This is a genomic window from Rothia sp. 18CD1-1 (assembly GCF_055285355.1).
Window position 1 is genome coordinate 171,035 of record NZ_JBUZLI010000004.1, and the last position, 19,243, is coordinate 190,277.

Below are 19,243 nucleotides of genomic sequence, written 5' to 3' on the forward strand. Positions count from 1 at the left end.
GGCCGCTGAGGTGAATATTAATGAGGTCGTCACGGCGAGACACCAAAAATTTAGGGTAACCTAATAATTAGGTGGAGATGTTGGGAGGGGGTACCCGTGGGACTCAAAGATTTTTTGCAGAAACGCCGCGATGATACAGAGTTGGGCGGTGGCGTGTGGCGTCGCGCCCATGACCGTTTTAACCGGGGGATAGATCGGTTTCACCAGATTCTGGAGAAGCTTCCCAATGACGAACTTCTCGACCTGGTGGTGCCGGAAGCAAACACGCTGGCCGACTTGATTCCGAGGGTGCGGTCTATAGCTGTTGAGGCGCAGGAGCTGGCCCCCAGTGACAGCCTCGATATTCCCCATTCTGACGATGGCGTGTATGCGGATCTTCACCGGAGCCTCTCGCGAGCGGGTAACGCGGTGGCCCTGTGTGCTGAGGCACTAGCTATGACCCGCTGCGCCGGTGACTGCATTTTTCGGTGTGACCGCCAGCTGGCGGTCACACGCAGGGTGCAAACGGTGGTTGAGCATGTTGAGGCTGCCGAGGCCCATCTGATGCGGGCTAGACACGGTGCGCAGGCTCTGACCGGCTGATGGGTATTCGCCGCGGGTTTGGCCTGTGTATGGGTCTTCTTCTGGCAACCGGGGCCGCGGGTGCTGCCGGTATTCTTGCCACACTTCTCTTGCACGGTGTTGAGGGGGTGTTTGCTCTGCTCACCGGTGCCTCTACGAGCTGGGTGGGGCCGCTGGCTATGGGCTTTGCCGGGTTCTTAGCCGGCTGTCTCTGGTGGTCCATTCGAGGTAGGCCGCTACCCAGCCTCACAGCGGTGGTGAAAGATCCCGCAAAAGATTTTCCGGTGGGGCGGAATACCCTTGACGCCGCGGTGCAGATATTCATAGTGGGTGCGGGCGCCTCCGTGGGGCGCGAGGTCGCTCCCCGCCAGTTCGCCGCGGCTCTCACCCACCGGTTGACCGGGCTTTTATCCCTTACTCTTGAAGATCGCCGGGTGCTGATGGCGGGTAGTGCCGGTGCGGCCCTGGGCGCTGTCTATAACACGCCTTTTGCCGGTGCGCTGTATACGCTGGCGGTGATGCTTGGGTCTGCGCGTCCGCTGGCTGTGGTGGTTGCTCTGGGGTCTTCGTGGGGAGGGGTGGCTATCGCCAGTGCGGTGCACAGCGGGCACAGCTACTATTCCTTTCCGCAGCAGACTATCACGGCGCAGGTCTGGATCTTGTTTCCGGCGATTGTGGTGCTGTGCAGTCTGGTCGGTGCTATCTTCCGCCGTCTGTGTGCCGGGGCAAAGCGGAGCCGTGTGCCGGCACACTATCTGCCGATCACTATAGCCGCTGCCATGGCGGCAACCGGGATGGTGGCCCTGTGGCAGCCCGATATTGTCGGTAACGGTGTGCTCGTGCTGAGTAGCGGCTTCAACGGGAGCCTCTCACTGCAGAGTCTTGCCCTGCTGTTTTTTCTAAAACCGCTGTTCACGCTGCTTACCCTACGTGCGGGGGCGGTTGGAGGTGTCCTCACCCCCGCCCTGGCTCTCGGGTGTGCCGGCGGGGGAGTGCTCGCCCACCTCACCAACACCGCGGATACGGCCCCGCTTGTGATGGCTCTTACCGCTGCCGCGGTGCTCTCTGTTTCCGAGCGTTCAGCATGGTTTGGTAGCATTTTCACCGCCGAACTGATCGGGGCCGATATTGAGTTCACCCTGCTTATTGGGCTGGCCTGCCTGGGTTCTCGCGCTGTACAGGTGGTCGCGGGGAGGCTGCCCCTGAGGCCGGGTCGAAAAAACGGGGGCAGACAGTAGCTTAAACTGTGCCGGTATGCCCCCTAAAATAGGGCCGTCATAGATTATGATGGTTTTTGCCACTCGCATTCTCTTAGCCTTTGAAGGATCTCATGAATCGCTACGCCCATATAGACGCCATGCGCGCCTTTGCTGTTCTCCTCGTGGTTTTTTCGCACGCGGGCCTCACCTTTGTGCCGGGCGGCTCGGGTGTCACCATGTTCTTTGTCATCTCGGGCTTTATTATCACCTTCCTCCTACTGCGGGAGCGTGAAAAAACCGGTGGGTTCGACATCGGCGGCTTCTATATGCGCCGGCTGATCAAAATCGTTCCCTCCCTGGTTTTGGTGGTTGTTATTCCCACGCTGATCTATATGGCTTTCGGGGGCCCCATCGATGTTGTTGATTTTCTGGGGCAGATTTTTTTCTTCTTTAACTGGCGTTACCTGGATTCCGAGATTATGGTGCTTCCGGGAACCCATGTGACGTGGTCGCTGGCGATTGAGGAGCAGTTCTACCTTGTTTTTGCGCTGATCTGGCTGTTGGCGGTCAAGAGTAAGCACTATATGAAGATAGTGGTAGCTATCGCTGTAAGTGCTATCACCTATTCGGTGGTTGCCCGCCTGGTGCTCAGCCTTCAGGGCGCACCCGGTAACCGTATCTATTTCGGTACCGATACCCGGGTGGAGGCGATCGCTATCGGCACCCTGGTTGCGGTCTGGTTTTTTTCCTATCGCTCCACCGATGCGGTGCGGGGCAGAGTGATTGGCAACCATTTTGCGCGGGTGGAAGCAGATAGCGGTGATCGTGCTGTCCCCCTGCTGGGCCGCAACTGGGTCATCCTGTTGGCCGTGACCATGTATGTGGTTTCGCTGGTGATCCGCGACGACTTCTTCAGGGACACCGTGCGCTACACGATGCAGGCGGTGGCCGCGGCCCTCATGATCCTGTGGGGGCAGGTGGCCTCGCGCCAGCGGATGGGGGACGCTCTCATGAATATTCTTCGCTGGCGTTTTCTTCAGCTGCTGGGGTTGGCAAGCTACTCAATCTACCTATCGCACGATGTGCTTTACAAGGTGATGGAGCCCCACCTGGAGTTTCTGCCCCCGGCTCTCCGGGTGCTGGTGATGGTGTCCGCCGGTCTGGCACTGGGCATCACCATCTATAAGGTGGTTGAGGTTCCCGCGTTGGCTTTCAAGGACCGCTATTTTGCCTCGGCGAACACCAGAGCGGAGCGGGAAGCGTCTTCCGCGGGTACCGGTCAACGAGCTTGACGGTGAGCTCTTCTGATCGAGTTTGCTTTGTGAGATGTACGGTTATACGGGCTGTCGGGGCGGGCCGGTGTAGCCCGTGTCCGCCCCGACAGCCCGTTGAGTTTTTAGAATTCGAGAAGAACCTTGATAGCCTCACGCTGGTCCATGAGCCGGTAGCCTTCTGCCGCCTCCTCAAAGGGTAGGCGGGCGTCAAAGACCTTACCGGGGTTGATGGTGCCCTCAAAGATGAGGTCAATCAGTGTGGGCAGGTAGGTGCGTACAGCGGCGGGGCCACCAAAGAGATGCACCTCGGCAAAGAAGAGCTCACCGCCGTCGAGCTCCACACCGTGGGAAACGCCCACGTAGCCCACGTGTCCGCCGCCGCGGCAAGAGTGGATAGCCTGGCGCATCGACTCCTGGGTGCCGACAGCCTCAACCACGGAATCTGCGCCGTAGCCGTCGGTCATCTCAAGAATCTTGGCAACGCCCTCGTCGCCACGCTCGGTGACGATATCGGTGGCGCCAAATTCGCGGGCTAGTTTCTGCCGTTCGGGGTTGCGGCTCATCGCAATGATTCTTTCTGCCCCCAGCTGTTTGGCGGCCAAAATAGCTGAGAGTCCCACGGCCCCGTCACCCACGACCACGACTGTCTTACCGGGGCCGGCCTGGGCTTCAACGGCAGCAAACCAGCCGGTACCCAGCACATCGGAGGCTGCCAGGAGACTGGGAATCAGGTCCGGGCTCGGCTGGGAGGGGGTGGCGACCAGGGTGCCGTCTGCCATCGGCACCCGCATTTTTTCGGCCTGTGCCTTGCTGGCAAACTGGCCGCGAATACACTTTGAGGGGTAGCCGTCTTGACAGTTGCGGCACTCACCGCAGGAAAAGACAAAGGAGCCGACCACAAAGTCGCCCACCTTCACGTTTTTGACCTCGGAACCAACCTGTTCAACAACACCAACGTATTCGTGACCGCAGGAAGAGCCCTTCTCCACCGGCTGGGCTCCGCGGTAGGGCCACAGGTCAGAGCCGCAAATACAGGCGGCTGCCAGTTTGATAACGGCATCGGTGGGTTCTTCAATAACCGGTTCGGCAACGTCAATGACCTCAACATCGCCCGGTGCGTTCATGACCACTGCACGCATTGATCTTCTCCTTGAGTATTTTCGACATAGGTTTTGGGGTGGTCTGTGCTCCACCCCGGGGGTCGGTACTTTTAAGCCTAACCCCGCAACGCCCGTCCCGGAAGGTACTGACAGTACCCCGGCCGAGAGGCCGGAGGCGAAATGTGCACGGGTGTTCACTTGCCGGGCTACCGGGGTAAAACACCGCCAACTAAACTGGTGGTAGTGAGACTCGTTTGGCGGAACTTTAGCTGAATACCCCTAAGGAGATACCGTGCCCCACTTTCACCGCAACGAACGCGCAGCGTCGCTACCTGCCCGCCTCTCCCGCTCCTGGCTGTTGGTCTCGGCCGCTTCCGATGAGGAGACGATTGCCGCGGCCCTTGAGTCGGAGGCGGACTCTATTCTTCTCGACCTTGAAGACGGCTGCCCCGCAGAGCAGAAGGATGAGGCGCGTGAGAAGGTGGTAAAACTGTTGGGGGGCGAGCTGGAGACGTGGGTTCGTATCAACGCTATGGGGACAGAGCACTGGAATAAAGACGTGCGCGCGCTCAACGGGCTGAAGGGTTTACGCGGGGTGATGTTGGCAACCACCGAACACCCGGACCAGGTGACCCGCACCGCTATGATGTTGGCTGCGGGCACACCGGTGATAGCGCTGATTGAATCGGCCCTGGGTATTGTTAACGTCGTTGATATTGCTCGCGCACCGGGCACCTTCCGCCTGGCTTTCGGTGTGGGGGACTACCGCCGTGATACCGGTGTTTCTGCCGACCCAATGGCGCTGGCTTACGCCCGTTCTCAGCTGGTGGTTGCCTCCCGAGTGGGTGAGCTGCCGGGTCCAATTGACGGCCCTTCCGTGGGTAAGCAGGGTGGGGCTCTCCTCAGGGACTGCGCTACAACTACCAGCCACGGTATGACCGGCAAGCTGCTGCTTGACCCCGGGCAGGCAGAGACCATTAATATTGCGTTGGCTCCGAGTGAGGAAGAGATTCAGTGGGCTCAGGAGATGCTTCAGGACACCGGGTCTGGTTCGGTGCCCAAAGATGGTTCTTACCTACCGCGGTTGGCGCGCGCTCGTAAAGTGTCTGAGCTCGCAAAAACCTACGGCCTATGGCGCAGCTAAATTTATCATCGTGATAATAAATTATTATACTTTTTGCGCGGAGTGGAGTAGTATGGGACTCATACCCAGGGAGTAGGGACTCAACGAGGAGCTTCACCCACAAACTCTTCACAAAAATGAGAGAAAAATTATCACTACGGGTCATTTGAACATGAACCCTTTGAAAGTTTTTCGCTCTCGCAGGCGCTCGTCATCCCGCACTCTGTGGTCTTGGAAACCTTGACTTACCAGGAGAACAACATGTCGAGCAGATCCCACGCCGCGCAAGACAATAAGGTAGGCTCACCCGAGAGCCCCGTACCCCCGGATGCGATCGAGCGCACGGGGCAAGAAACAGGCCGGCCGCCCGCCTGGAATAAAAGTGACACCCTATGGATGCTCAGCCTCTTTGGCACGGCTATCGGGGCCGGCGTTTTGTTTCTGCCAATCAACGCGGGAATCGGCGGAATCATTCCCCTGCTGATTATGAGCGTGGTAGCGTTCCCCATGGTTTACTGGGCCCACCGCGGGCTCACACGCTTCGTGCTTTCGGGCACAAATGAAGACGCGGACCTGACCCAAACGGTTGAGGAACACTTTGGCAAAACTGCCGGGGCGGTGATGACCGTGCTCTACTTCCTTTCGGTCTACCCGATTCTGCTGGTCTACTCGGTGACCATCACCAACACCGTTAACTCCTTTATCGAAAATCAACTGCATATGGATCCGCTTCCCCGCGGACTGCTCTCTTTTGTCCTGGTCGGCGGACTCATCCTTATCGTGCGCATGGGCAAAGACATGGTGGTTAAGGTGATGTCGGTTCTGGTATACCCCTTTATCGGTATCCTGGTTCTGCTAGCCCTCTACCTGATTCCCAAATGGAATACCTCGCTCTTTACCACCTTTGACCCCGCGGTGGCCCGCGAAGCATCGGGAAACAGCCTCATGGTTACCCTCATGCTCTTGGTTCCGGTTATGGTTTTCTCGTTCAACCACTCGCCCATGATCTCTTCGTTCGCGGTGGACCGCCGCCAGAAATACGGTGTTCACGCTGACTATAAAACCGGCCAAATTCTGCGCCGCGCCGAAATTCTCATGGTTATCGTGGTGATGTTTTTTGTTTTCTCGTGCGCACTGAGCCTCAGCCCCGCCGACATGGCTCGGGCTAAAGAGCAAAATATCACCATTCTCTCCTACCTGGCTAACCACTTTGATAACCCGCTCATTCAGTGGGTTGCCCCCATTATCGCCATGATTGCTGTAGCAAAGTCCTTCCTGGGGCACTACCTGGGTGCCGCCGAGGGCTTTGAGGGGATCGTCGTCAAATCGGCCAACGCCTCGGGTAAGCGTCAGGTGACCCGCAACAAGACTCTGGCCAATGCCACTTTAATCTTTATGCTGGTTTCGTCTTGGTTGGTGGCCTGGGCAGACCCCTCGGTGCTGGGCATGATTGAGACCCTCTGCGGGCCCACTATCGCAATACTGCTCTTCCTCATGCCCATGTGGGCTATCCACACCGTGCCGGCGCTCAAAAAGTACCGGGGCAGGGCATCCAACTACTTTGTGTTCTTTATGGGTCTGGTGGCTCTTGCCACGATTATCTACAGCATTGTTCAGGCTCTCTAGATTATTCACCGTCTTTCTACACAGGAGTAGATCATGTTTATTAGTGTTTTTGATATGTTCAAGATCGGGATTGGGCCCTCGAGTTCCCACACCTTAGGGCCCATGAAGGCCGGTAAGGCTTTTGTGGATCAGCTGATCCGCGAGGAGAAGCTTGACGCTGTTACCCGGGTCCGAGCCAACATCTACGGGTCGCTGTCGCTGACCGGTATCGGTCATTCTACAGACAAGGCAATTTTGTTGGGGCTTGCCGGCGAAGAGCCCGAGACCGTGGATATTGACAGCATCGATACTTTCACCGGCAGGGTGCGAGAAACCGAAAGGCTCCTGCTTGGCGGGGTGCACGAGGTGGATTTTCCTGCATCCGACGGTTTCCACTTCTACGACGACTGCCTGCCCATGCACGAGAACGGTATGTGCCTGGTGGCTTTCGCGGGGGATGAGGAACTGCTGCATAAAACCTACTACTCTATTGGTGGCGGTTTTATTGTGGACCAAGAGAACTTTGCTCGCCGGGATGAAACCGGCGTTAAGGTTCCCTTCAACTACAGCAGTGCCGCTGACCTGTTGGCTTTCTGCACCGAGCACGGTATCAGCATCCCCGAGGTGGGGTGGACCAATGAACTTGCGGTGGCCGATGAGGCGGATATCCGAGCCCACATGAATCAGGTCTGGGAGGTTATGCGCACCGGGGTTCAGCGCGGATCAACCACCGACAGTGTGCTTCCCGGTAATCTTTTGCTACCGCGCCGGGCGGCCGCTCTGCGCCGTCGATTGGAGACACAGAAATCTAATCCGGCCCTGGACATGATGAGCTGGATCAATATGTTTGCCATGTCTGTCTCGGAAGAAAACGCCGCCAGTGGCAGGGTGGTCACCGCACCCACCAACGGAGCCTGCGGGGTGGTTCCTGCTGTTCTGCACTACTACGACAAGTTTGTGGAGCCGGTGAACGATAAGAATCTTGCCGACTATATTTTGACCTGTACCCAGATCGCCGCACTGTACAAGATGAATGCTTCCATCTCGGGGGCCGAAGTCGGCTGTCAGGGAGAGATTGGGGTGGCCTGTTCGATGGCTGCTGCCGGTCTTGCCCAGCTCATGGGCGCTAGCCCCGAACAGGTGTGTATTGCCGCGGAAATCGGTATGGAACACAACCTGGGGCTCACCTGCGACCCGGTTTTGGGTCAGGTGCAGGTTCCCTGTATCGAGCGAAACGGTGTTGCGGCGGTGGAAGCGGTCAATGCGGCTAACATGGCGCTGCAGCGAGAATCCACTCCCTGCGTTTCCCTGGATAAAGTGATTGAAACCATGTACATGACGGGTAAAGATATGAACCGTAAGTACCGCGAAACGTCTTTGGGAGGTCTCGCCTCGGTTATTCACGTGGCCCCCTGCGGCTAACACGTATCTCGTAGCGTGAGAAAGAGAGTGTTCCATCGTCGATCAAAAAACGGTGGAGCCCTCTCTTTTTTGATTCTTTATGCGATAATAATTTTAAATTTTCAAGAATGTGAGTCTCCGCGATGTTCAAGGTAGTAAAGAATATGGCAGTGGAATCCAGTGATCAGCAAGGATTTATCGAACAATACATTCCCCTGGTAGATTTTCTTGGCCAAGCTATGGGCCCCAATGTGGAGGTTGTTCTCCACGACCTAGACGTGCCAGACAGGTCGGTGGTCGCTATCGCAAATGGTCATATCAGTGGCAGAAAAATAGGCGGGCCTGTGACCGATTTTGCGCTATGGTTTATGAAGCAGGGTGGGGCAGAACACCTGCCCATGCTCACCGGCTACCGTGCCGTGAACCCCGAGGGAAGAATCTGCCGTTCCTCCAGCTATTTCTTGCGGGACAAAAATAATACTATGCGCGGTATGCTCTGCATCAACGTTGATATGAGCCACTGGTCTCAGCTGCAACAGACCGTTTCTCGGGCACTTGACGCTGTGGGGTTTGTCCATGTGTCGGAGGAGCAGACCGCAGTGCTGGACGGCTCAGATAGGCCCTCTCTCCAAGATCGTCGGCGAGTATCCGAGCTAGCCCCGGCGGGGGCCCCACCGGACAACGAAAAGCGGAGCAAAGCCCTGCCCGATAAAATCGCGCAGCCGGAGGTACCGGAGGCAGAACCTATCACCGAAAACCTACGTGCCGACGTGCAAAACCTGCTCGAGTCCATGCTCGATCAAGCTACCGCCCGATATGAAACTCAGCCGGAAAGACTCCAGCGTGACGAACGTCTGAGCATCATCACATTCCTTGAAGAATCGGGTTTCTTCCTCCTCAAGGGAGGTATTACCGCCGCAGCAGAACGGCTGGGCGTCTCTGAACCCACCATCTACCGGGACCTTGTGAGAGTGCGAAACCAGATGTGAAATAGAAAAACTTTTTCTGCCGGCACACCTTTCAGAGCAGAGAGGGAGTCTACAATGGGGGCATGATTTTCAAGGCAGTCGGGGAGGGGCGGCCCTACCCTGAACACGGTCTCACTCAGCGCACCTGGGGAACCATCGCCCCGGAACAGGTGCGGCTTGACAGTCTCATTACCACGCAGCGAAAACTGGATTTGGGTACTCTACTTGAAGAGGATTCCACCTTCTACGGGGACCTTTTTCCGCACGTCGTTCGCTACCGGGGAGAGCTCTATCTTGAAGAGGGCGTGCACCGGGCCCTCCGTACGGCCCTGCAACGCCGCACAATCATGTACGCCAGGGTGCTCGACCTAGATACACTGCACCCCGGTTTACTCAACCGCGGCTAGGAAACCGCGCTCAGTGTGACCGTCTCCTGCTGACCGGTGATTCGCACCGGGTTACCCTGCTCGTCAAACCGGGCGCCCAGACCCATCTGGATAAAACGGATGGTGGATTCGATGTGGCGTGCCCGAGCCTGCGCGTCGGGGGCCCCATCGGTGCGATTGGCGCTTGCGGTGAGTGAGCCGTGCACCAGCTGTGCTACTTCACGGAGATCGTTGTGCGGCAGATAGCCCTGATTCATGGCCTCTCCCAGGATGGTGGAGAGTATGATTTGAAGGCCCGAGATGTGTTTACCCAGTTTGGCGTAGGACTCGGGGGAGAGCACCGAGCGCATGGCCGGCCCCGGCGGAATATGGTGCAGGGAGAGACGGTCTATTTCGAGCCGGATATAGACCGCTAGCTTTTCAATGGGGTTGGTAATTCCCTCAAGCGCCTCATTGAGTTCGGCCGTAAACTTGTCTGTCTCGTCTAGGGCGTAGGCGACCAGGAGCTCGCCCATGTCGGCAAAATAGTTGTAGACAGCGGTGCGGCCGATACCGGCATTTTTTGCCACGTCTGTCATGGTGAGCCCGGGAAGCCCGTGCGAGTAGAGGAGGCGACCAAAAGAGTCGAGGATAGCCCGCTTGGTGTTTTCACGCTGGGCGGCGTTTGATGCTGCTGAGATTCGAGGCATACTGACACTTTATACCTATATGTCACCAATTAGTGACACATGTGCCCGAAGTGTCAACTAATTTTGCTCAAACGTACAGGAATCAAGTAGGATTTTCACGCCCGGGTGGCAGACGGGCCCAGAATCAATGACCGATCAAAATATTTGAGGATACCCATGCCCGCACACGATCAACAGAGCTCAGCCACCTACGCCAGCCCGTCCCGCACCTACTATGATCTTCTTCTGGGAGCCTCGGCAATTATTCTGGTGCTCTCCAATATAGCCGCGACCAAGGGTGTGGCATTCGGCCCCGTGCTGACCGACGGCGGTTTCTTCCTCTTCCCTCTGGCCTATGTCATCGGCGATGTGCTCTCGGAGGTCTATGGTTTTGGAAAGGCGCGCAGGGCAATCCTGTTCAGCTTCTGCTCGGCGGTTGCTGCGAGCCTAACTTTTTGGGTTCTGATTGCGCTGCCCGGGGCCGATTTCTATGAGAATCAGCCGGCACTGGAGGCCGTGCTGGGCCCGGTCCCGCTAGTGGTGGTGGGTTCGCTCACCGGCTACCTGGTAGGTCAGCTGCTGAACTCCTGGGTGATGGTGCGCATGAAAACACGCTTTGAGGGCCGTTTCTTGGTGGGCCGACTGGTGGGATCCACCGTGGTTGGTGAACTGGCAGACACCGTGATTTTCTGTACGGTCGCCGCCCCCATTATCGGCATTAGCAGTGTGGGCGACTACCTTAACTATGTGGTGGTTGGCTACATCTACAAGTGCCTGGTTGAGTTTGTGCTGATGCCCATCACCGTGCCCGTCATTGGCTGGTTTAAACGCCATGAACCCTCCTACCCCGGCAGCGGGCACTAGCGCGTCAGCCGCCTGCCTATCTCAGCACGCAAAAAATCCGCCATAAATTTTCGGATAAGCCTTATGCCCGGAGTACGATGGTGAATCACACTCAATTTGTTCCTTGATCAGCAAGTAGGTTGACATATGGCCTCTCATAAAGAACAGGGCGCTCAGGGTTCGCTTGATCGCTCTCTGAATCACGGCCAAATGACCATGATTGCGTTGGGTCTGGCCGTGGGGACGGGGCTCTTTCTCGGGTCCGGCCGCGCCATCAGTATTGCGGGCCCCGCTGTGATTGTCTCGTACGCTATCGGATCGCTACTGGCCGCTATTATCGGTGCCTGCGCCGGTGAAATGGCGGTGCGTTACCCGGTACGCGGAGGGTTTGGCACTATAGCGGCTAAGTTTCTGGGCCCCTTCGCCGGCTATCTTACCCGCTGGGCTTACGTGGCCACCATGGTGCCGCTGGCCGGTGCTGAACTCGTGGCGGTGGGGCAGTACATGATGTACTGGTACCCCGATATTCCGCTCTGGGTGTGGGTTGCGGTATCCACGCTCATTATTGTGGGACTCAATGCCACCACGGTCAAAAATTTTGGCACCCTGGAGTTTTTTCTCTCCTCGATCAAGGTGATAGCGGTGATCGTCTTTATCATCTTTGGCCTGGTCCTGGTCTTTTTTGGTCTGCCGGATACCCCGCCGGCTGGCCTGGATAACCTGGTCGATGACGGCGGTTTTATGCCCATGGGTGTCGGCTCCATCTTTATTGCCCTGGCTGTGGTCATGTTTTCTTTCGGTGGTATTGAGATGATCTCCATCTCGGCAGCTGAGGCGCAGGACCCTGTGAGGTCGGTGCGTTCTGCTGCCAAGGCCATGATGTGGCGGTTGGCCTTCTTCTACGTGCTCTCCCTCTTTGTGGTGCTCTGCCTGATTCCCTGGCGTGAGGCATCGGGACTACAGGGGGATATAGAGACCTCCCCCTTTGTGCTGGTTTTCTCGACGGTACACATTCCTTTTATTGCCGGAATCACCAATTTTGTGGTGCTTATTGCCGCTCTCTCCGGTGCCAACGCAGCCCTCTACGGGTCCACCCGCCAGCTGCACGCTCTCGCCCACGACCGCATGGCCCCCCGTATCCTGGCGCGTACCAGCCATCGCGGCGTACCCAAACCTGCGCTGGCGGTATCGACCCTGGGGTCGGTGGTAGCGGTGGTTCTTTCCATCTCCGGGGTGGGCGGAATCTTTACCCTGCTCATGGCTCTGGTGACACTCTGCGTGGTGGTCACCTGGTTCATGATTCTTTTCAGCTACCTGAGTTTTAAACGGCAGGAGGGTAATTCGTCGCCCTTCCGTGTCTGGGGTGGGGCTGCCACCGCCTGCCTGGCAATTCTAGGGCTTATCATCACCTTTGTATCGCTTTTTCTGGTGAGCGATATGGCGGGCTCGGCCACGGTAGGGCTTATTTTCTTTGCCTTTATCTCGGTGATTTACCTGCTTTTTGTGCGCAAAGTACAGACCTCGGATAACTCTGCTTTCGATGAAGCCGGTCGGGTTGTCGCGTCGGAGTCGTCGCGCTAAACAAAATATCAATGTACTGTTCATCTACTTTCTAAGGGTTTCTTGTGGTTTCTTCGGTACAAGATCCCGCGCAGAAGAATGCGCAGGGTCTACAACGTTCTCTGACTCACGGTCAGATGACCATGATTGTGATGGGTTCTGCCCTGGGCACCGGTCTATTCCTGGGCTCGGGTAGTGCTATTAGTATGGCGGGTCCGGCTGTGATTGTTTCGTACGCTATCGGCTCGCTGCTGGCCGCCATTATTGGTGGCAGTGCCGGTGAGATGGCGGTGCACTCACCGGTGCGCGGTGGTTTTGGTTCTATTGCCGCCAAGTATTTGGGGCCTTTTGCGGGTTTTCTTACCCGCTGGGGTTACTGGACTGTCACCATGATTATTACCGGTATTGAACTGGTGGCGGTGGGGTCTTATCTCAAATTTTGGTGGCCGCAGCTTCCCCTGTGGGTGGGGATTGTTGTTTTTGGTGCCGTTATTATTCTGCTAAATATACGGAGCGTCAAATATTTTGGTGGCATGGAGTTTGTGCTTTCCTCCGTGAAGGTGATAGCTCTCGTGATTTTTATTGTGGTGGGTTTGTGCCTGGTTTTCTTTGGGCTTCCCGGCGGGCACGCACCGACCGGAGTGTCCAACCTGACCAATGACGGCGGTTTTATGCCCGGCGGTTTCGGTTCGGTGTGGCTTTCGCTGTCGGTGGTGATGTTTTCTTTTGGCGGTATTGAGATGATCTCGATTTCGGCTGCCGAGGCGAAAGACCCGGCGAGGTCGGTGCGTACCTCGGCTAAGACGATGATGTGGCGGCTGGCAACTTTCTATATTCTCTCGCTTTTTGTGGTGGTTTCGGTGATTCCCTGGAGACAGGCGGGGCAGCTGGGGCATGATGTTGAAGCGTCTCCTTTTGTGCTCGTTTTTTCGGAGCTGGGTGTTCCGGCTATTGCCACGATTACTAATCTGGTGGTGCTGGTTGCGTCCCTTTCGGCGGCTAACGCTAACCTTTATGCGGGCACCCGGCTCATGCACTCGCTGGCGACCGATAGTATGGCGCCTGCGGCACTGGGGAAAACTACCCGTGACGGTATTCCTGCGCGGGCCATGTGGGTTTCCTGTTTGGGCGTGATGCTGGCAATTGTTTTGGCGGTGCTGAGACCCGGTAATGCTTTTACGCTGATGATGACCCTGACCATGGTGAGTGCTCTTACCGTGTGGGTGCTTATTTTGCTTGCCTATATGGCCTTTAAAAGGGTGGAGGGGAACTCGTCTGTCTTTAGGCTCTGGGGTGGGCGGGCCACCGCTGCGGCGGGTATTTTGCTGCTCTTTGCGGTTTGGGCGGCACTCTTTGCTGCCGGAGAGAATGCTTTACCTGCCGCGGTTGGGCTGGTCTACTACCTGGTTTTAACCATGGTTTATTTTGCCCTGGTCAAGCGTGGTTATAGGCCCGATGAGGCTGCTTTTACCGAGGCGCGCAGGGCAAGTTCTACCGGCTCTACCGGGCCGGAAAAGTAAGAGCTGCAGCCGACACTGTGCATACTTGCTTTATACCGTCGGTAAACCTCTCAGCCCCGAGCTTTAAACAGGCACGGATAGGCCCCACGTAAGATATACCGGCTGCGGTATCGGCTACCACTGCTTGGTTACCTCGACGTCGCCGTAGTCGTCGGGGGAGAATCGGGAGTGATAGACCGTGGTCCAGTCGGTCAGCACCACGTCATTGAGTATGGCCTCGTTATAGGAGTCTAGGTCCGCAGAGGTGATGTCGTATGCTGTGAGGAGTTTCTGGGTAATCTGATGATCATATCCGCGGCCTTCAGTGTGCTCACCTTCGTCAAAGGTAGCCGTGATAGAGAGCTTCTTTGTCTTGGAGTCATACAGATTTGAAAAATGAATCCTAAATCCCCCCTCGACAGTTTTTGTAAAATAGAAATCTACTGTTTTCTCTTGGGTATCTATAAAAATAAAATCAATAAAAATAGATTTATATCCTGGGGGAATCTGATCATTATCATATTCATATATCGGTCCGCTACCTACAGGTTCTCCGAGGAAACCGTAGCGTTGAAAAGGGCTTACTCCCTCAATTCTTGGTATTTTATTACCCCCATAACCAAAATAGTTTTGAGTATCATAGAATATTTCATCGAAAATATTCATTCGGAGGGGAAACGTGTTTTTCTTGATCTCGGTAGCTGCCCATGCTGTGTATAGGGTGATGATGATCGTGATCATAATTAATACTAGGGTGCGTTCCGGTGTCTTGGTCATTGGTCTTCACCTCCGGCGTAGGAGCCAAGGTCGTTGTCTTCTTCCTCCAGGGAACGCAGGAAATTATAGGAATCCCGGTAACACTCTGCGTGTGTTCCCAGAGAGTTTCTAGACGGGTTTCGGTATGCCCGGACGACGGCTACCACTGCTTGGTTACCTCGACGTTGCCGTAGTCGTTGGGGGAGAATCGGGAGTGATAGACCGTGGTCCAGTCGGTTAGCACAAGGTCATTGAGGATAGCCTCGTTATAGGAGTCTAGGTCCGCAGAGGTGATGCCTTGTTGAGCTAGAATTTCCTGGGCAGCAGGATCGGTGTACTCTTTGCGTCCTTCGCTGCCTGGAGCTGTTCGTACAGCGGCTGAGATAGATAAACTCCTTGTTTTTGAATCATAGGTATTATGAAAAATGATACTGGTAGTATCATTAATTATCTTTTTAAAATAAACCATAAAATTTTTTTCTTCGCTATCAATAAATGTGAAAGTGATAGAAATAAACTCGTATCCGGCGGGAAGCCGATCATCATCGTATCCATACTCCGGACCCTCGTATACCGGTTCTCCGAGGAGTCCGCCGTAGCGGGGTGAGGTTACCCCGGGTATCTCTTTCAGACCGGCCTTGGCAAGACCCTTAAAATTATTCCTAGTATCGTAGAATATTTCATCGAAAATATTCATTCGGAGGGGAAACGTATTTTTCTTGATCCCGGTAGCTGCCCATGCTGTGCATAGGGTGATGATGATCGTGATCATAATTAATACTAGGGTGCGTTCCGGTGTCTTGGTCATTGGTCTTCACCTCCGGCATAGGAGCCAAGCTCGTTGTCTTCTTCCTCTAGGGAACGCAGGAAATTATAGGAATCCTTGTAGTTCTTCTGCACGTAGTTGCGGACTTCTTCTTCGGGTACTTCCTCGATCCAGGGCGGGGCAAACCCCAGGGCAGCGGCCTGGGCAGCATCTTCTGCACGATAGTACTTCCCGTCTCGTTCAGCATAGGGGGACAGCTGATAGACCTGCTGTTTGACCCGTTCATAGTCAACATTGGTCTTAAACTCTGTAGCCCGGTTGGTCTTACCCTCTCGGAGATCCCGGTAGTAGTCAGCCTGGACCTCCAGATAGCTCTTCGATGGGTTCTCATCCATACGCCGGTCAATATTAACAGCGTCCAGATCAGCCCGATAATCATCATTGCCCAGGCTAGGATCAGCCCCGGCGTCTTTGGTGACATCACCGCGCCAACCCGAAAGCTCCTTGACTATACCAAGATGCATTGCTTGCTCGGTTGCGGTTGTCACCGCCTGATGAGCAAAATCAGTACGACCATCATACTGGCCTTGCTTTTTATACCAGTAATCTTTGAACTTCTCATCAGAGACCTCACCGTAAATTTTTTCGTACTGTGCCCGCATCGCAAGATACGTTTTACTATCCGTGAGTTCATCTTCTTTCACAGCATGAAATCCCTCACCGGATAGGTTGTGCTGTAGGTTGAGTTGGTAGATTAATTTATGAGCTTCTTCCTCGGACAGCCCTAGTTGTTGGTAAACCTCTAGCATATTACCGGTATACGGCAAAAGAGGGCTCACCGTTTGGGTTGGTGATAGTACCGGCCAGGTAGTCGCATTCCATTTCAGAGTATCTACCGGATCATCACCACCGTAGACAGACCGACCCAGGATCTGCACAAAGAGCATGTTCTTCATGTTCTGCGGTAGATGGGAATACACCGGTGCCTCATCAATTCCCTGCTTGATGCGGTACATCAGGTACACGGTCTCATAGCTGAACCCGTACTGCTCCACCAAAGGATAAAGAAACTCAGCCGTCTCAGCATCCATATTGTAGACCTCAGCCATTCGATTCACAAAGTCGGCCAGGCCAACATCCTCCGCGCTATCCTGATCCTCGGTTTTAAAATCGGTTAACAGAAAATTGATCGGCTCAGACACGCCCCTATGGGTCACCGTCACCCGTGAGGCCAACACCCGGGCCGGAGCAAACTCGTACTGGGACCGTATCCGGGAGACCTCAGCCTCATACTCAGCCCGGATCTCATCCACCTCCCGCTGGGCAGCCTCAATCACCCACCGCTGCTCCATCACCTGATCTTCTAGACCCAGACCACCGGGACCGTCGAAAACGATCCTTCGCTGTAGATCATCCATGATCTGTTGGGCCTCGTAGGCCCTGTGCCAGGCTAGACCGGCTCGGGTCTGCATGTCTTCTAGGCTGTTACGCCAGGAAAGGATCACCATCGCGGCCTGTTCGTATTGTTCTGCCAGGGAATGCATATATTCTGCGGCCTGGATAAAAGCTAGTTCTAGCTTGCGAAAGGACTGTCCCTGAGCATCGATACTGGTATGGGCAGCTAGCTTCTGTCTTATTGATTCACAGGTCGATGCGCGGTTGTGCCAATCGGCAACCACACTATCCCACTCCTGCGGGTTACCCCGACACGGGTCCCCGCCGGTCAAAGGATACCAATCAGAAGGACGATAGAAACCGCCATACATCGCAACCACAACCTTTCTTCGTGTACTCTAAAGACCACTACTCCAGAAGAATCCTGGGTGAACGAGACAGGCAGGAGCCCTTACCCGCCGGCCCCTTCCGTGCTACCGGTGTGACCGGCCCGGTCGGCTTCCCTAAAATTCTCATCAATAGTCTCTGCCCCGACCCGGGCCTGAGAAAGGAAAACAACAGATTCCGTGAGAGAATCCACCTGGTACTGCCCGATCTGATCGTGGATTTCTGCTATCGGGTCGTCGCTGGCCGGGTGCGCTACCGCGTGCCCGGACATGGCCTCTGCCTCGGTACGGGCCTGTTCAAAAACCCCTATTATTGTGTGAATGGTTTCATAGTCAAAGTGTAGATCAGCCACCGTTAACACCCCTCTGTCGATTGCATCGTCTTGGGATCTTATTCTTGAAGAATCGCCCTGGCCTGTCTAGAGCAAGCAGCATCAACCGGGCATATGTCGGCCTAAAAGGGGACAAAAGACCGGCCAAAGTCCTACCCGGTATCCCGCATTATGAGACAACCGGGGTGCGACATGGCGGGGTCCCTTTGCTCGCGGTGCCTCCAGATAATTTGCTATTGAGAATCGTTTTTATTTATAGTGGAGGTATCGAAGGCGTGATCTTCTCATGCATTCAATGTCTGTGTGTTGCTGGAGCCCCTTTTCAGGGGCTCCAGTTTTACCATCTATCCTTTATATAAGAATGACTCTGAGTACATTTTCGATGTATGGCTATACAGGGCTCACCGGGTCTTAAGCCGGTCTTACACCCGGAGTAAAATTACGACCATGACCATCGCAGACCAAGAGAAAATCTTTACCGTGCAGGTACCCCTACGCTGGGCAGACATGGACGCCTACGGGCACATTAACAATGTCACCGTATTTCGCCTTCTCGAAGAAGCGCGCGTGGCGGTACTCGGCTGCCCGCCCTCGTCCGGTCAACCGGAAGGGGACGGCCCTCAACCACCCCTGCCTGTGTTCTCGCAACTGCCCTCCGGGAGCCAAGCACTCGTAGCCGAGAACCGGGCACGGTACCTGGCACCGCTGCCCTACCGGGGGCTACCGGCCCGTGTTGAGGTGCGTATCGCCGAGGTGACCGCGGCATCCCTCACCCTCGCCTACAATATTTACGACCCCGTTACCGGCACCCACTGCGTGAGCGCCTCCAGCGTCTTAGCCTTCTTCAACGCAACAAACAGAACACTTCTGCGCCTGGGCAAAGAAGAAAGAAAAGCGCTAGCCCGGTACCTCTAAACGGGGTAAACCTAGTTGGCCAAGAGCCTCTCAAGCTTACGGTAGGACGAGAGCCAGCCCTCGGTAGCCTGCTCGTGTATGTCTTGGGGGAGCGGCCCCTGGGCAATACGAAGAAGCGTTTCCCCGCCCCGACGGGGAATAAACTCTACGCGCATAAAGAAGGAGCTGCTCCCGCTATCCTCCGGTAGTGTCTGCACGCCCTCGATAAGTTTGCCGGGAATCAGGTTAACAAAGACAGCCTCAGAGGGGCTGGTCAGCTCGGGGTTTTCCCTATTGACCATGGTGAAAGTCCAGGAACCACCCACGCGCGGCTCAACCACCGCGGTCTCGCGAGGCACGGCGCACCCCTCGGGGCCAAACCACTGCACCAGCTGATCTACCGAGGTAAAAGCCTCAAAAAGTTGTGCTGCGGGTGCGGCAAAAACATGCTCAAGCACAAAAACCTGCTCGGGGGCTAAACTGTCGAGCTCAAAACGGGGAAGAGAATCTTCCACAGGACACCTTTC

The 19,243-nt window shown here is 55.7% G+C and carries 19 protein-coding genes; 12 read left to right on the forward strand and 7 right to left on the reverse strand.

What is annotated here, in order from left to right:
* Positions 1-96 precede the first annotated feature (96 nt).
* From ACS1BR_RS05010 to ACS1BR_RS05020, 3 genes are all read left to right on the forward strand, one after another.
* Positions 97-582 (forward strand): dehydrogenase, encoded by a 486-nt coding sequence (locus tag ACS1BR_RS05010; protein WP_463560649.1) that lies wholly within the window; start codon positions 97-99, stop codon positions 580-582.
* 29 nt (positions 583-611) lie between these two features.
* Complete coding sequence (locus ACS1BR_RS05015) at positions 612-1,799, forward strand: chloride channel protein (RefSeq protein WP_463560652.1); 1,188 nt, start codon at positions 612-614, stop codon at positions 1,797-1,799.
* Positions 1,800-1,891: 92 nt separating this feature from the next.
* Positions 1,892-3,052, forward strand: coding sequence for an acyltransferase family protein (locus ACS1BR_RS05020; RefSeq protein WP_463560654.1), 1,161 nt, complete (start codon positions 1,892-1,894; stop codon positions 3,050-3,052).
* 104 nt (positions 3,053-3,156) lie between these two features.
* Here the strand turns inward: ACS1BR_RS05020 and ACS1BR_RS05025 are convergent, their stop codons facing one another.
* A complete protein-coding gene (locus tag ACS1BR_RS05025) occupies positions 3,157-4,173 on the reverse strand; it encodes a zinc-binding dehydrogenase (RefSeq protein WP_463560657.1) in 1,017 nt (338 codons plus the stop codon).
* A gap of 253 nt (positions 4,174-4,426) precedes the next feature.
* On the opposite strand from ACS1BR_RS05025, the gene ACS1BR_RS05030 reads away from it, so the two are divergent.
* The 5 genes from ACS1BR_RS05030 to ACS1BR_RS05050 all read left to right on the forward strand — a co-directional run bounded on the left by ACS1BR_RS05030 (position 4,427) and on the right by ACS1BR_RS05050 (position 9,638).
* On the forward strand, positions 4,427-5,278 hold the full coding sequence (locus ACS1BR_RS05030; RefSeq protein WP_463560660.1) for an HpcH/HpaI aldolase/citrate lyase family protein: 852 nt from the start codon (positions 4,427-4,429) through the stop codon (positions 5,276-5,278).
* Between the two features lie 240 nt (positions 5,279-5,518).
* Entirely contained in the window at positions 5,519-6,883 is a 1,365-nt protein-coding gene (locus ACS1BR_RS05035; protein WP_463560663.1) for a serine/threonine transporter, read from the forward strand.
* A gap of 33 nt (positions 6,884-6,916) precedes the next feature.
* Positions 6,917-8,284, forward strand: coding sequence for an L-serine ammonia-lyase (locus ACS1BR_RS05040; protein ID WP_463560665.1), 1,368 nt, complete (start codon positions 6,917-6,919; stop codon positions 8,282-8,284).
* Positions 8,285-8,427: 143 nt separating this feature from the next.
* Positions 8,428-9,252 (forward strand): helix-turn-helix transcriptional regulator, encoded by an 825-nt coding sequence (locus ACS1BR_RS05045; RefSeq protein WP_463560667.1) that lies wholly within the window; start codon positions 8,428-8,430, stop codon positions 9,250-9,252.
* Between the two features lie 62 nt (positions 9,253-9,314).
* A complete protein-coding gene (locus tag ACS1BR_RS05050) occupies positions 9,315-9,638 on the forward strand; it encodes a type II toxin-antitoxin system VapB family antitoxin (RefSeq protein WP_463560670.1) in 324 nt (107 codons plus the stop codon).
* Here ACS1BR_RS05050 and ACS1BR_RS05055 read toward each other — a convergent pair.
* A complete protein-coding gene (locus ACS1BR_RS05055) occupies positions 9,635-10,306 on the reverse strand; it encodes a TetR/AcrR family transcriptional regulator (protein ID WP_463560672.1) in 672 nt (223 codons plus the stop codon). The genes ACS1BR_RS05050 and ACS1BR_RS05055 overlap by 4 nt on opposite strands.
* Positions 10,307-10,462: 156 nt before the next feature.
* Between ACS1BR_RS05055 and ACS1BR_RS05060 the strand changes: the two genes are divergently transcribed.
* The 3 genes from ACS1BR_RS05060 (at position 10,463) to ACS1BR_RS05070 (ending at position 14,208) form a co-directional block, all read left to right on the forward strand.
* Complete coding sequence (locus ACS1BR_RS05060) at positions 10,463-11,149, forward strand: queuosine precursor transporter (protein WP_463560674.1); 687 nt, start codon at positions 10,463-10,465, stop codon at positions 11,147-11,149.
* 126 nt (positions 11,150-11,275) lie between these two features.
* Complete coding sequence (locus ACS1BR_RS05065) at positions 11,276-12,709, forward strand: amino acid permease (RefSeq protein WP_463560677.1); 1,434 nt, start codon at positions 11,276-11,278, stop codon at positions 12,707-12,709.
* Between the two features lie 44 nt (positions 12,710-12,753).
* Positions 12,754-14,208 (forward strand): amino acid permease, encoded by a 1,455-nt coding sequence (locus ACS1BR_RS05070; protein ID WP_463560680.1) that lies wholly within the window; start codon positions 12,754-12,756, stop codon positions 14,206-14,208.
* 114 nt (positions 14,209-14,322) lie between these two features.
* Here ACS1BR_RS05070 and ACS1BR_RS05075 read toward each other — a convergent pair whose 3' ends face one another.
* From ACS1BR_RS05075 to ACS1BR_RS05090, 4 genes are all read right to left on the reverse strand, one after another.
* Positions 14,323-14,964 carry a TipC family immunity protein gene (locus ACS1BR_RS05075; protein ID WP_463560682.1) on the reverse strand — a complete coding sequence of 214 codons (642 nt, stop codon included), beginning with the start codon at positions 14,962-14,964 and terminating at the stop codon, positions 14,323-14,325.
* A gap of 139 nt (positions 14,965-15,103) precedes the next feature.
* Positions 15,104-15,751, reverse strand: coding sequence for a TipC family immunity protein (locus tag ACS1BR_RS05080; protein ID WP_463560685.1), 648 nt, complete (start codon positions 15,749-15,751; stop codon positions 15,104-15,106).
* Positions 15,748-17,388, reverse strand: coding sequence for a hypothetical protein (locus tag ACS1BR_RS05085; protein WP_463560688.1), 1,641 nt, complete (start codon positions 17,386-17,388; stop codon positions 15,748-15,750). The genes ACS1BR_RS05080 and ACS1BR_RS05085 overlap by 4 nt, the downstream gene beginning before the upstream one ends.
* 167 nt (positions 17,389-17,555) lie before the next feature.
* The gene (locus ACS1BR_RS05090; RefSeq protein ID WP_463560690.1) at positions 17,556-17,843 is read right to left on the reverse strand and encodes a hypothetical protein; all 288 of its coding nucleotides are present in this window, start codon (positions 17,841-17,843) and stop codon (positions 17,556-17,558) included.
* A 426-nt stretch (positions 17,844-18,269) separates the two neighbouring features.
* Between ACS1BR_RS05090 and ACS1BR_RS05095 the strand changes: the two genes are divergently transcribed.
* Positions 18,270-18,737, forward strand: coding sequence for an acyl-CoA thioesterase (locus ACS1BR_RS05095; RefSeq protein ID WP_463560693.1), 468 nt, complete (start codon positions 18,270-18,272; stop codon positions 18,735-18,737).
* Between the two features lie 11 nt (positions 18,738-18,748).
* Here the strand turns inward: ACS1BR_RS05095 and ACS1BR_RS05100 are convergent, their stop codons facing one another.
* Positions 18,749-19,231: an SRPBCC family protein gene (locus ACS1BR_RS05100; protein ID WP_463560695.1), complete on the reverse strand. Its 483-nt coding sequence runs from the start codon at positions 19,229-19,231 to the stop codon at positions 18,749-18,751.
* Positions 19,232-19,243: the final 12 nt, after the last annotated feature.

What these genes read in the sequence shown, in the direction of transcription:
- ACS1BR_RS05015 (WP_463560652.1), top strand. Translation starts at nt 612, where the DNA reads ATGGGTCTTCTTCTGGCAACCGGGGCCGCGGGTGCTGCCGGTATTCTT.
- ACS1BR_RS05020 (WP_463560654.1), top strand. Translation starts at nt 1,892, where the DNA reads ATGAATCGCTACGCCCATATAGACGCCATGCGCGCCTTTGCTGTTCTC.
- ACS1BR_RS05025 (WP_463560657.1), bottom strand. Translation starts at nt 4,173, where the DNA reads ATGCGTGCAGTGGTCATGAACGCACCGGGCGATGTTGAGGTCATTGAC.
- ACS1BR_RS05035 (WP_463560663.1), top strand. Translation starts at nt 5,519, where the DNA reads ATGTCGAGCAGATCCCACGCCGCGCAAGACAATAAGGTAGGCTCACCC.
- ACS1BR_RS05040 (WP_463560665.1), top strand. Translation starts at nt 6,917, where the DNA reads ATGTTTATTAGTGTTTTTGATATGTTCAAGATCGGGATTGGGCCCTCG.
- ACS1BR_RS05045 (WP_463560667.1), top strand. Translation starts at nt 8,428, where the DNA reads ATGGCAGTGGAATCCAGTGATCAGCAAGGATTTATCGAACAATACATT.
- ACS1BR_RS05050 (WP_463560670.1), top strand. Translation starts at nt 9,315, where the DNA reads ATGATTTTCAAGGCAGTCGGGGAGGGGCGGCCCTACCCTGAACACGGT.
- ACS1BR_RS05055 (WP_463560672.1), bottom strand. Translation starts at nt 10,306, where the DNA reads ATGCCTCGAATCTCAGCAGCATCAAACGCCGCCCAGCGTGAAAACACC.
- ACS1BR_RS05060 (WP_463560674.1), top strand. Translation starts at nt 10,463, where the DNA reads ATGCCCGCACACGATCAACAGAGCTCAGCCACCTACGCCAGCCCGTCC.
- ACS1BR_RS05065 (WP_463560677.1), top strand. Translation starts at nt 11,276, where the DNA reads ATGGCCTCTCATAAAGAACAGGGCGCTCAGGGTTCGCTTGATCGCTCT.
- ACS1BR_RS05075 (WP_463560682.1), bottom strand. Translation starts at nt 14,964, where the DNA reads ATGACCAAGACACCGGAACGCACCCTAGTATTAATTATGATCACGATC.
- ACS1BR_RS05080 (WP_463560685.1), bottom strand. Translation starts at nt 15,751, where the DNA reads ATGACCAAGACACCGGAACGCACCCTAGTATTAATTATGATCACGATC.
- ACS1BR_RS05095 (WP_463560693.1), top strand. Translation starts at nt 18,270, where the DNA reads ATGACCATCGCAGACCAAGAGAAAATCTTTACCGTGCAGGTACCCCTA.